Source organism: Microcoleus sp. T3_B1, from assembly GCF_036700445.1.
In the GTDB taxonomy this organism is placed as follows: Bacteria; Cyanobacteriota; Cyanobacteriia; order Cyanobacteriales; family Microcoleaceae; genus Microcoleus.
Genome location: NZ_JAUBOX010000010.1, coordinates 120,999 through 133,212, shown reverse-complemented (window position 1 = coordinate 133,212; position 12,214 = coordinate 120,999). Strand labels below are relative to the sequence as shown.

12 protein-coding genes are annotated in these 12,214 nt (G+C 46.5%); 1 reads left to right on the top strand and 11 read right to left on the bottom strand.

Annotated elements, in window-relative coordinates:
• Window positions 1–186 precede the first annotated feature (186 nt).
• From QT990_RS08500 to QT990_RS08460, 9 genes are all read right to left on the bottom strand, one after another.
• Window positions 187–387, bottom strand: coding sequence for a hypothetical protein (locus tag QT990_RS08500; RefSeq protein WP_015174854.1), 201 nt, complete (start codon window positions 385–387; stop codon window positions 187–189).
• Complete coding sequence (locus tag QT990_RS08495; RefSeq protein ID WP_333138694.1) at window positions 384–728, bottom strand: hypothetical protein; 345 nt, start codon at window positions 726–728, stop codon at window positions 384–386. Before QT990_RS08495 ends, QT990_RS08500 begins: the two co-directional genes overlap by 4 nt.
• A gap of 105 nt (window positions 729–833) precedes the next feature.
• Complete coding sequence (locus tag QT990_RS08490) at window positions 834–2,198, bottom strand: FGGY-family carbohydrate kinase (protein ID WP_333308091.1); 1,365 nt, start codon at window positions 2,196–2,198, stop codon at window positions 834–836.
• Window positions 2,199–2,254: 56 nt separating this feature from the next.
• A complete protein-coding gene (locus QT990_RS08485) occupies window positions 2,255–2,464 on the bottom strand; it encodes a type II toxin-antitoxin system HicB family antitoxin (protein ID WP_333138697.1) in 210 nt (69 codons plus the stop codon).
• Between the two features lie 215 nt (window positions 2,465–2,679).
• Window positions 2,680–4,086: a serine/threonine-protein kinase gene (locus QT990_RS08480; RefSeq protein ID WP_333138699.1), complete on the bottom strand. Its 1,407-nt coding sequence runs from the start codon at window positions 4,084–4,086 to the stop codon at window positions 2,680–2,682.
• Between the two features lie 399 nt (window positions 4,087–4,485).
• Complete coding sequence (gene ilvB / locus QT990_RS08475) at window positions 4,486–6,321, bottom strand: biosynthetic-type acetolactate synthase large subunit (RefSeq protein WP_333465126.1); 1,836 nt, start codon at window positions 6,319–6,321, stop codon at window positions 4,486–4,488.
• A gap of 267 nt (window positions 6,322–6,588) precedes the next feature.
• The gene (locus tag QT990_RS08470) at window positions 6,589–7,458 is read right to left on the bottom strand and encodes a hypothetical protein (RefSeq protein ID WP_333465125.1); all 870 of its coding nucleotides are present in this window, start codon (window positions 7,456–7,458) and stop codon (window positions 6,589–6,591) included.
• A gap of 2 nt (window positions 7,459–7,460) precedes the next feature.
• The gene (locus tag QT990_RS08465; protein ID WP_333138705.1) at window positions 7,461–8,531 is read right to left on the bottom strand and encodes an ATP-binding protein; all 1,071 of its coding nucleotides are present in this window, start codon (window positions 8,529–8,531) and stop codon (window positions 7,461–7,463) included.
• A gap of 66 nt (window positions 8,532–8,597) precedes the next feature.
• On the bottom strand, window positions 8,598–9,896 hold the full coding sequence (locus QT990_RS08460) for an MFS transporter (RefSeq protein ID WP_333465124.1): 1,299 nt from the start codon (window positions 9,894–9,896) through the stop codon (window positions 8,598–8,600).
• Between the two features lie 353 nt (window positions 9,897–10,249).
• On the opposite strand from QT990_RS08460, the gene QT990_RS08455 reads away from it, so the two are divergent.
• Entirely contained in the window at window positions 10,250–10,588 is a 339-nt protein-coding gene (locus tag QT990_RS08455) for a P-II family nitrogen regulator (RefSeq protein WP_006633346.1), read from the top strand.
• A 167-nt stretch (window positions 10,589–10,755) separates the two neighbouring features.
• Here QT990_RS08455 and rdgB read toward each other — a convergent pair whose 3' ends face one another.
• Both rdgB and QT990_RS08445 read right to left on the bottom strand, forming a co-directional pair.
• Window positions 10,756–11,343: an RdgB/HAM1 family non-canonical purine NTP pyrophosphatase gene (gene rdgB / locus QT990_RS08450; protein ID WP_333465123.1), complete on the bottom strand. Its 588-nt coding sequence runs from the start codon at window positions 11,341–11,343 to the stop codon at window positions 10,756–10,758.
• 28 nt (window positions 11,344–11,371) lie between these two features.
• On the bottom strand, window positions 11,372–11,980 hold the full coding sequence (locus QT990_RS08445) for a hypothetical protein (RefSeq protein WP_333308099.1): 609 nt from the start codon (window positions 11,978–11,980) through the stop codon (window positions 11,372–11,374).
• Window positions 11,981–12,214 lie beyond the last annotated feature (234 nt).

Below are 12,214 nucleotides of genomic sequence, written 5' to 3'. Positions count from 1 at the left end.
AAATGCCTGTTCCACAAGAAAATTCACTCTTTGTGGAACAGGCCGAAAAGCCTGTTCATAAAAGACTTATTAACAATAATGCAACATCGCAAAATGCCTGTTCCACAAGAAAATTCACTCTTTGTGGAACAGGCCGAAAAGCCTGTTCATAAAAGACTTATTAACAATGATGCAACATCTCATATCTTATTCGACTACCTGAGATTCCACACGCCTGTATTTACCCGCCAAACGTTCTCGACGCTGGCGGCGGTTGTCAGCTTCAAATATGGCGATTAATTCATCCAGGTTTAGAGTCAAAGCGTCAAGCTGTTGGCAGACTTCACGCATCTTTTCAACGTGTCGCTTTCTGGTTTCAGCGTCGGGGATTCTAGGTTGTTGATTCATGGCAAATTCCAATCCATTTTGATTTCTCGGATAGTTGCTTCTGAGGCATCGACAGCCGCCTCTGTTTGTTCTATCGTTCTATACAGAAAGTTTAACGTATCCGCAGTCGCAGCGGGTTGAGATTCTGCTACCTGCTGCAAAAGCCTGTACAAACGATTGTAAGGGTTTCTCAACCTTTCCTTAACATTATCCAGGGATTCTAGTTCGGGGAGTGTCGCTTCTGTCTCGCCAAACTGCTGCATTAAAATGTATTCTGTAGCGGTTGTCTCGTTGAGGAGTTCCACTAGCCGCCGCTGCAATGTGAAAATTGTGTTCAGGATGTCATCAGGTAGCTTTGCCATTGTCCTTAATTTTTAGGGATAACAACTTAACACAATATATTAGAATGTTTGCTTCCTATCATTTTAGTTTGAATCGATAGCGATATCAGTCCAAATTTACTACCTTTAAATTTGCATTCCATGCTTCGCCAATAACGCACTTCCATAAGCAGCCGCAGTATGAATTGGCGTTACTACAGGCACTTTTAAATAACGCTTTCTAATCGCAGTCCAAACCGCATTTTTTGCACCGCCGCCAGCAGTATAAACTTTTGTCAAAGGAGTTGCACCCAATTCTTGCAATAATTGATATCCCCGCGCTTCAATCCGCGCTATGCTTTCTAGCAAACCGTGCAGAAATTCCACTGAATCAGTGGGACGCGGTTCGAGTCGGGGCGGCAAATTCGGGTCATTAATCGGAAAGCGATCGCCCTTTTTCAACAATGGGTAATAATCCAGCAAACTCTCTTGTTCTGGATCAATTTGTGTGCTATAATTGTCCAACTCAACATCAGTAAAAAAATGCCGCAGCACTGCACCTCCGGTATTAGAAGCACCTCCAACCAACCACAAATCGCCTGCCAGGGCGGGCACGGGGGCACCGCCCCTACAAAAGGGGGGGAAACGATGACTGTAAATCCCGTATCTAGAATCATCTACGCGGGTATGACTTAACAGTTTGACTGCTAGTGTAGAACCGAGAGAAGTTACTGCTTCCCCTGGTAAATTGACACCGCTTGCTAAAAATGCTGCAATGCTATCGGTTGTACCAGCACAAATCATACAATCGCGGGGAAAACCAAAGCGATCGCGCACTTGAGCTCTCACTTCCCCCACAGGCGTGCCCGGTGCGACAACTTGTGGCAATTCAGGAGTTGCAGCGCCCGCAATTCCCTCTATCAGCCAATTCGGATAGCACAAAGTATCAACATCGAAACCGAGTTTCAAAGCATTGTGATAGTCGCTAATGCCTAATTTCCCGTGCAGCAGAAAGGCCAGCCAGTCAGCTTGATGCAGGAAAACCGTAGGGGCGGTGCCCCCGTGCCCGCCCTCCTGCCACCAGCCGTGCCCGCCCTCCTGCCACCAGCCGTGCCCGCCCTCCTGCCACCACAGGAGTTTGGCCAGACTGGATGTAGCGCTCAATACTGTGTGGTTATCCGGCGCGATCGCCCGCAACCTCTCTGTCACCGCTGCACCGCGCGCATCATTGTATAAAATCGGCTCGCATACGGGTATACCGTTGGTATCGCACAGCATGACAGTGGAAGATGTGCCGTCAAGGGCGATCGCCCTTACCTGATTGCGGATTGTTGGGGGAATTTGCTCGATCGAATCCCACAGCGCATTTTGCCACACCGAGGGCAATTCAGGCTGTTGTTGCCCGTTGTTGGCAAAAGTATATTCAGTCTCACAATGTATTGTACCCTGGGAGTCTATGACAGTCGATCGGGCGCCAGTCGTGCCGAAATCTATTCCCAAATAAAGATTCATTTATAGCAGTTGACAGTTGTTGTAGGGTGTGTCAGCAAGAAACCGGGTTTCTGAGATTATCGTGCTTCGACATATTCACAAAGCGTAGTTGGTTCGGAAATCGGTAAACCTTCCTCTCGCAATCCTTCTAAGTGAAATTCGATCGCTTCTTTAATTTGCTGCTGTACTTCCGCAAGGGTTGCGCCTGTGGCTGCACATCCGGGTAAATCGGGCGCGTAAGCTGAATAGTTATTCGGTGTTTTTTCAATCACAATGGCATAACGCATTAGTTGATACCCACGGGTGGTCAGAAACCGGGTTTGATGGACGAAAATCTTTCGTTGTCACCAACAAATTAGGTAAAAAACCCGGTTTCTTTGGCTTTAGTGGGTAAGTCCTATTTTTGTAAAACTCACCGGCGTAGCAGGTAAAGAAATGACGAAAAGCCGATAAATTCGTAAAAAAAGGTTCGATAAAAAAACTTGACAAGGGGCTGAAATCGTTAGAGATTACAGCTTACAACTCTCGATGCGAGAGAAGAAATCCCCGCCACCGTCCAAAGCTTCCCAGAACGCCGACGAACCACCCCCGGCAGGTGGCCCACTGGTACTTGCTTATTAAAGGTCAGGTCATCGTAGTTCAACCATATGCCTCCTTTTCGCCAACCGACACGATCGCCCAGCTTTTTTTCAGTCTCCAAATCAACTTTACCGCCCACTTCTAACCAGATTTCTTTCTGAACGCTAAAGCCAAAACAACCCTGACTGTATTTTACCCACAAATGGTCGATCGTCCGCAAATCATCGCAAGGAAAATTCTCGATAGACTTCACATCTAACCAACCTTTATTCTCCCGTCCAGCAGCTTTCAGCATCACATTTTTTGTTTCCCCATCCGCCTCTTTCCACTTCTGGGCCGCCAATAAATCCTGCAGGCGAGTATAGTCAACACCCCGCGCTGATTTAAGCGAATCTGGTGGCGGTAGAGGTGTTTCAGGTGGTGGTTGAAATGGTGTTTTAGGGGGTAATTGAGGAGATCGATCGCCAATAGCTTGTAAAACTTCGGTAGCAGATTGATAGCGTTTTTTACTGGCAGGTTGTACCATTTTATCTAAAATCTGACTGAGTTCCGAACTAATCGAGTTTTTCAATTGTTTTTGCCACACCCACTCCATTTCACTTGTATCGAATAACTCCATTGGCTCAACCTGAGTTAATAAATTCAGACAAGTGACACCTAAACTATAAATATCACTCGCATAAATGGCTTTGCCCGCTGCTTGTTCCGGCGATGTATAACCAGAAGTTCCTATTACCGTTCCCGTTACAGATAAAACACTTTGTGTCGCATATTTCGCGGCTCCAAAGTCAACTAAAACCAGTTGCCCATCTTGCCTAAGAATAATATTTTCTGGCTTGATATCTCGGTGAATTACTTGGCGGGAATGAATGAACTCAAATACTGGCAATAAATTATTAAGCAAGTCGCGAATCTGCGTTTCGCTAAAATATCCTTTAGATTCTCGTGCTTCGGCTAAATTTTCACCGTCGATGAATTCTTGGACTAAATACTGCCGTCCATCTTGACTAAAATATGCTAATAATTCGGGAATTTGAGAATGTTTACCCAACTGTTCTAGGCGTACTGCTTCAAGCTCAAATAACTCAGCAGCTTTCTGGATACTAGAAGGGTCTTGAAATTGGGGGTAGAATTGTTTAATAACGCAGGGAGGTTTTGAGGGTTTATACTCGTCAATAGCTAGAAAAGTGCGCCCAAATCCCCCTTGTCCAATAATTTTTTGGGCTCCGTAGCGATCGCCCAATAGCAGTTTATTCCCACATTTTTGACAGAATTTTGTATAGCCAGACGGGTTTTGGAATAGGCAATCAGGGTTTAGACACTGGCTCATAAAATATGCTTAGAGATTACACATTAAAGCTCTCGATGCGATGCCAGCGGAGATGGTGTTAAATGTGAAAAAGCAGAGCCTGGTAAGGACATCCCATTGCCTTTCATCGTGTCAACTTAAGTCTGAAACCTTTGTATCTCTCGCTTTTATCCGAGGCCAGATCCCCCTAAATCCCCCTTAAGAAGGGGGACTTTGAGATCGCTTGTATCTCTCGCTTTTATCCGAGGCCAGATCCCCCTAAATCCCCCTTAAGAAGGGGGACTTTGATCGGACTCTTGTCCCCCCCTTCTTAAGGGGGGCTAGGGGGGATCTAGCCTCGACGATAAACAGCAGTCCATGACTACGTTTGACCTTAAGTTGAGACTAATAGGCACTGCCTAAGTCCCCACTCAAAACTCGTTAAACTTTTGTCCCGCACTCAGGACAAAACTTATTGCTGGAAACATTCTTCGCGCCGCAACTCGGACAATAAATCAACTCCGCAGATTGCAACTTGCTACGTTCGGGCAAACCAACCATTTGAGCGTTGCTCTTACCTGGAACTACCATCGGATAACAGTTTTCATCCCTCGTCACCTTGACGTTCATCAGCACCGGGCCGTCGTGAGCGAGCATTTGAGCGATCGCATCTTTGAGTTCCTCCGGTTGCGAAACCAGCATCCCCTTCACGCCATAAGCTTCAGCCAGCATCACAAAATCCGGCATCCCCACGGTCATATTCGACGAGGAATAACGCTCCCCGTAGAACGCCTGCTGCCACTGTCGCACCATGCCTTGCCAGCCATTATTTACAATAACAACCTTGACATTAATGCCGTATTGTGCTAATGTTCCCAGCTCTTGAATATTCATTTGGATGCTAGCATCCCCAGCAATACAAATCACTTGCTCATCGGGTAGCGCCATTTTCGCGCCCATCGCAGCCGGCAGCCCGAAACCCATCGTGCCCAAACCAGCGCTCGAAATCCAGCGGCGCGGCCCGTTGTTCAAGAATTGAGCCGACCACATTTGATGTTGACCGACATCTGTTGTGTAGTAAGCATCCGGCGCTTGAGTAGCCAACTCCGAAATCACCTCTTGCGGAGACAAAATGTCTGGGTAATGAGGCACAACTAACGGATAGTCCTGTTTCCAGCGATCGATCCTGTGCAGCCATTCCGCAGTCTGTCCGGTTTTCCCCGAAACTCCAGTTTCCCGACAGCGGCGCAGCAAATCGATCAAAACTTGGCGGACATCTCCGACAATCGGCACGTCAGGGCCGCGATTTTTGCCTACTTCCGCCGGGTCGATATCGATGTGAATCACCTTAGCGCGCGCGGCAAACTCGTCTAATTTGCCCGTCACGCGATCGTCAAACCTCGCCCCGACAGCAATTAGCAAATCGCACTCGGTAACGGCAAAATTAGCGTAAGCAGTGCCGTGCATCCCCAGCATTTTCACCGACAAAGGATGGTTTTCGTCAAAGGCACCTTTGCCCATCAGCGTTGTCGTGACCGGCAATTGGAAAAGTTCGGCCAGTTCCTTAATTTCTTCGTGGGCCCCCGCCGCGATCGCCCCGCCACCCACATAAAGCAAAGGACGCTTTGCTTCCTGCAGCAAATGGATTGCTTGATTAATTTGCCGGGGATTTCCCTTCACCGTGGGCCTGTAGCCCGGAATTCTCACCGATCCGGGTTCCACGGGCAGATAGTCAAATTCTTCTAAACCCACATCCTTGGGCACGTCAATCAACACCGGCCCCGGCCGCCCTGTACTCGCGATGTGGAAAGCTTCTGCCACAATTCGCGCCATATCTCTGGGGTCGCGAACTACATAAGAATGCTTGACTATTGGCAGGGTAATCCCGTAAATATCTGTTTCCTGAAACGCATCAGTGCCGATCGCCGGACGGGGCACCTGACCGGTGATAATTACCATCGGGATCGAATCCATGTGGGCCGTCGCAATCCCCGTTACCAAATTAGTTGCACCAGGGCCAGAAGTAGCAAAACAAACCCCAACTTTGCCAGTAGCGCGGGCGTATCCGTCAGCCGCGTGAGCAGCGCCTTGTTCGTGGCGCACCAGAATATGTTTGATTGCGCCAGTTTCTTCGGCGCGGTAGAGTTCGTCGTAAAGCGGCAGAATTGCACCGCCGGGATAACCAAAAATATGCTTGACGCCGTGGCGGATCAAGCTGTCAATCAGAGCAAATCCACCAGTTGCACGTCTGATGGTCACTTTAGTTTTTAGTTGCACAGAATTTCCTTCCTTAAACTAATTATAATTTACGATTAATGCTTTCATTTTACTTCTTTCTCAATATTGAAGCTTTAAAAGTTGCAGTGTTGATATTTTTCTCAACACTTGAGAATAAGACATCGGCTAGGGGCATGGAAGTTTTAGAACCCGAGAGGGGGACAGGGGAGATTCCGATCGCGGGAGAACCCCATAGGGCTGAGCTGGAAATACGCTACCGTCACGCATCTAACCCGCATTCCGCATCCTCAACAGTCACATCGACAGTTATAGCTGCTCAATCTTACTTCGTAACTCCCTGAGATCGAGATGTCGATCGATGTCCAATTTATTGGCAGCCCAATTAAAAAAATTTTTTAGAGAGATATATTGAGATTCTTGCTTTTGCATTTGTTTTTGAATATCTTTCCCGTGAAACCAGATTACATACTGTTTCTGCGACCAAAATTCTGATTGACTAAATTGCTGGTGATAACTAGCTAGGCTTGCTTCAAATCCATCTAGTGTAACTGTTTCGACAGCTTGTCTAAATTGGTTAATTAGTCCTATAGCTTCAGTTCGACAATCTACTAGCGCTAAAGACGGGGGAAGCTGACCGCTACCATCAGTCCAAGTTGTCTTGATCTGCGTTCTCGTTGAACTTGAGACCAACAGCTCGCCTAAAGCCCAGCGTACAGCTTGGTAGTCTTGCAAGCTCTTTGCAGCATTTTCAATCCATTGTGCAATCCTATCGATACCTGGAGAGTCTTTATGTGCCCATTTTGTATTGGGATAGTTCTGTTTCTCGATATATTTTTCTCGCCAATAATCATGAATCAAGTCAGGATCTAGGAAATAGTTCTCAATGCAAGCTCGATGCGTTAACCAAACGGATTGACTGCCTAATTGAATCAGTCCTACCTCTTCTGAAGGCTTGGCATCGAAGTCTCGATCTCGGAAAACGAGATATTTTGGACTGCCAATTTCTTGACGGGAAAAATAACCCTGTGCAAATAAAGAAAAGCTAAATTTACTGCCACAGGGGACAATTGTAGGCCGCTCTGCTGGTAGTGTTTCTAAAACCCGCTGCAGCAGTTGGGTATCCAAACTTCTTTGCTTTCCTTCGCAGAAAATAATTTTGCTACTGACAACACTCACAATTACACCTCTAGCCTGATAATGTGTGCTTCAGGCACTAATTGCTCCACATAATCAGAGTGGGTTGTAATTATAAACTGATTATTATTGCCTAGCTTAGTCAAGGATCTAAGGAATGCCTGCTGCATTGGTGGGTGGAGGTGCAATTCAATTTCATCAATCAAGATGAGCGAATTATGAATGTTCCAATTGGCAAAATCCATGAGGATGGGAAAGACAGCTCGTTCGCCTCCAGACATCTCAGAAATTTCATACTGATTTCTGCCGTCGTAAAGATAAAACCAAGGTTCGCTCAGGATATCATCTATATTCTCGCGCGGGACGGGGCCTTCAAAGCTGCGTTCGGGAAAAACTGCTTTGTAAGCTCGTTCAATTTCAGCATACAAGTCTTTTTGTCCCGGTCGCAGTTGCTGAATTCTACCTGTTTCGACATCTTGATGAAACTGCCGCCATTTTGATAGCCGATCGCGCAAAATATCCTCAGTAATTTCTTGTCGGCTTTCGGGATCTTCTGTCGTTAGGCTGGTTGCAGTTCTTTGCTCGGTGTACCAAAGAACGCTGCCAACTCGCTGAAACGCCTGAAAGCCTTCAGAACGAAGCAGTCGTTTAGCGTATTCTCGTCCTTTAAATTGAAATAATACAGCAGCCGTATCCGCTACGACTAGCTCAGATGGCGATCGCCATCTGAGTTTCACACTATGTTTTTGTGCCGGAGGAACTCTTAAATTGTGTCCCATCCCTTGTAATTTTTGGTAAAACTCTGCAACTGCTTGAAGTTCTTGGGAGGAAAACTGTACCTGTAAAGTGACTTCAGGTTGAAATTTTCCCCAGTTGTTTCCTAGCAATTCATAGTTAAATCCTGCCCATTCTAAGTCAGGGATTTTTTGTAATCGTCCGGTAGCCGTACCTAATGTTGCTGCGATCGCTTGTAAAAGACTTGTTTTGCCAGAGCCGTTCATGCCAATTAGAACAATCAGATTTCGTGCCAACCCAGTTTCTGGATCGGTGAAATCAAATACCGGAGGAGTCCGAAATTTCTTGAAATACTTTAGCTCAACAGATTGAACTTTCATTTGGGAAGTCTCTAAAGATCGTTGACTGATGACCAATAACTGATGACTGATGACTGTTGACTAAATTCAGAGAACATCCTGCAAGACTTTGCGAGTATGTTTCCAAGCTGCCATGCCCATCACCGAGACCAAAAAGCCCAAACTCAGCAACACGATCCGCAAGCCCTTGTCATTCGAGCCGACGGCTTGGCTGACAGCATCAGTCAGCGGGCCAGTAATCGCTAAAGGCAGGCTCAGAGCAATATTAATCGCATTGTTTTCAAATCCAAAGACTTTGCCCCGCATAGATTCGGGAGTTTTTTCTTGAATCAGAGCCTGCATCGGGCCGTTAATTAAGGAAGCGCCAAAACCGAACAGAGCGCTCAATCCGAATCCCACCCATAACTGTCGAGTAAAGGCAAACATTGCTAATACAAAACCCATCATCAAGAAACCGATTAAAGGCAGAGGTTTGTGGTGCATTCGATGACCCCAGTGTCCCAAAAAGGCTGCGCCGAAGACCATTCCGACTCCCGCCGCAGCGAGCAAAAAGCCAAATTGAGTTTCTTTGAGACCTATTTTGCCTGAAAGCGCGATCGCCAGCACCTGAAGCGCGGCAAACACGGAATACAAAATTGTCAACTGCACCATCGCGTTGCTGACAAGGTGATTGTGTTTCAAATACCGCAAACCTTCTTTGAGGTCTTGCCAAGGATGGACGTTTTTGCCACTGCTGCCGGCATGACTTTCTTTGATCCGCATGGTATAGATCAAACCTGCAGATATCAGGTACAACCCGCCGAGCAAAAACTCTTGAGAAGCTGCTCCGAAGCTGTGTTTAACCCAACTAAACAGCGGTTCGCCGATCGTCATCCCGACAATAATCCCGCCCATTGTGGACGAGGCGAACAGCGCATTTGCCGACATCAGTCCCTCTCGCCCTACGGTCAGGGGGATTGCAGCCTGCTCTGCCGGAGCAAAAAATTGCGTTACGGTAGAGATTAAGAACGTCATCGTCAACAAAACGACAAAAGCTTTGGGCAAAAACGGCAAAGCTACAATCAACGCGGCTCGAATCACGTTGCAGGCAATCAGCATTTGCTTTTTGGAAAAGCGGTCTACGACGATACCGGCTGCGGAACCAAAGACGATCGCCGGCACGGTGTAGGCAATCATCACCGCTGACAGCATAGAATTTTCCGAATGTTGCCAAGAAACAGGCCAGGGTCGGTAGTCGCCTGTTTTCAGCAGAATAATCAGCAATACGTAAAAGATTTTATCCGCCACTTGGGCCAATAACTGGCCCGTCCACAAGGCGAGGAAGGGGCGATTTCTCAGTAGGGCATCAAGCCCGCTGCGGTCAGGGGGAGGGCTAGCTGGGTGCATAGGAATAGTTTAACTGACCGCCTCTGGCAATTATAGTTTTCAGCAATACGTGCAAATCTCACATAGCAAAGCGGAAACTCGGAAAACTCCTGTCTCCTAGGTTCTTTTTCTGTTTTAGCAGATCGGCGGGGGACGGCTGCTGCAGTCTTCTTAACTCTACCGCGATCGGCCGGAGCCGAGAACCCGCGCCCCCGGCAAATCCGAGAATATTGTTAAAGGTTGGCGTGCATTTCATCGCGAGTACAAGATAGGGTAATATACTTGACAAAATACTTGCTGTTGGCCGTGATATTAAAAGATGTCACGCCGCTTAAGTAATATAACGAAGGTACTAACTGTTAGGAGTGAGAAACTTGAAAAAGGTTGAAGCTATTATTCGCCCCTTTAAACTAGACGAAGTGAAAATCGCACTCGTCAATGCTGGTATTGTGGGGATGACTGTTTCTGAAGTTAGAGGTTTTGGCCGTCAGAAGGGCATGACAGAACGCTATCGCGGTTCTGAGTACACCGTTGAGTTCTTGCAAAAGCTCAAGGTGGAGATTGTTGTGGAAAACGATCAGGTTGACATGGTGGTTGATAAAATTATCGCGGCTTCCCGCACGGGCGAGATTGGCGACGGCAAGATTTTCATCTCTCCTGTAGAACAAATTATTCGGATTCGGACTGGGGAAAAGAACTTGGAGGCAATCTAAGATACTGGGGCATTGGGCATTGGCCAAACAGGCCAAACAGGCCAAACAGGCCAAACAGGGCATTGGTAACTGTCATTGCCAACGAAAAACCTCTTTCCTGTTTAATTTTGAGACCTAAGTGTCAATATCCAATGCCACAGTAACCCCATTTTTTAGCTTTTTTCTCATTATTGGTTGACAAGGTTCGCCATTTGTGGTAAAAGAGCCTGGAAGGCTCGACCGCGGTGAGAGTGCGATCGCTTGATATCCGGTGTCATTTCGGCAAAAGTCTGTTGCTGTGCAGGTACGTAGAAAATGGGGTCATATCCGAAACCTCCCGTACCGCCAGGAGTGTGCAGGATTTCGCCACGGCAAATTCCTTCTACTTGCAAGGCAATTGTACCGTCGGGACGGGCGATCGCGATCGCGCAAACAAATTGTGCTTCCCGGTTTTGTTCGCTTCCCAATTCTTTGAGAAGTCGAGATATCCTGTCAGCATCGGTTTTCCCGTAGCGTGCCGAGTAAATCCCAGGTTGACCGTCGAGTGCATCTACCATTAAACCAGAATCATCGCCGATCGACCATTTGCCCGTTGCTTTTGCCACTTCAGAGGCCTTCAAGCAAGCATTAGCAATAAAAGTTTCGCCTGTTTCCTCGATTTCCAACTCTTCCGGTTTGATCTCCAATTCCCATCCCAAATCCTGAAGATAAACTTGCATTTCCTTGAGTTTACCCGGATTGCCCGTAGCTACAACTAGCAATTTGCGATCGGTCATTATTTCTCTTAAAACTTACGGCTCCATATTAACAAACATATTGGGGAAATGGTTGCAACAAAATTCCCAAAATCTTATCAACATCTTGAATATAGTATTCAATCGGATCGATATAAACAGTAGTTTCCTCCAAAATCAAGAATTTCCAGTTAGTACCCGTCGTCACCGCGCCGTAAATGCGATCGACCTCAGTGTCTTGGTTGTGATTGAAACATTGGGCCGCTACCATTGCGGCGACGCATTGACCCAAACCGCCAATGATATCTTCCTTTTTTGCCTCAAAAATTGTTATAACCGGAGCACTGATGAACAATTGTTCTGAAGAACCGCTAATAATATAGTCGCAAAATCCTTGCAAGCCTCTTTCTGGATCTACAGTAAAATCCTTACCGGAAAAAAGAGAAACTCGTTTGTTTAACAATCGCCGAACTTCTGCTAATATCGGGGCAATCAAAAATTCTGACCGCGCTTTTTCTGTGGAAATAAAAGTTGCTAGCGGTACATAATCAATCAGGATTGTTGTTAAAATTTCTGAGGGTGAAACTGGTTTTGTGTCTGCAAATAAATTGCAAGTTTCATCTAAGGTTAATCCAAAATCTTTTTTGACTCTCGCAAGGCTGAAATCGCTGTAAGCCATTTGCTTTTATCCTAAAATTTACCTGATATAGCAATAGTATTTCATTGTGACTAAGATTTTTTAACGAACCGCGAAGACGCGAAGAACGCGAAGAAGAGAAGGGAAGAGAAAGAGTTCACAATTGATGGGAGGATTGCTATGGCAATACTTTTTTTAACCGCAGAGGGCGCAGAGGACACGGAGAAAGAGAGATTTAATATCAATTTATCGGCGTTTGTCTGCGTTTATCTGCGG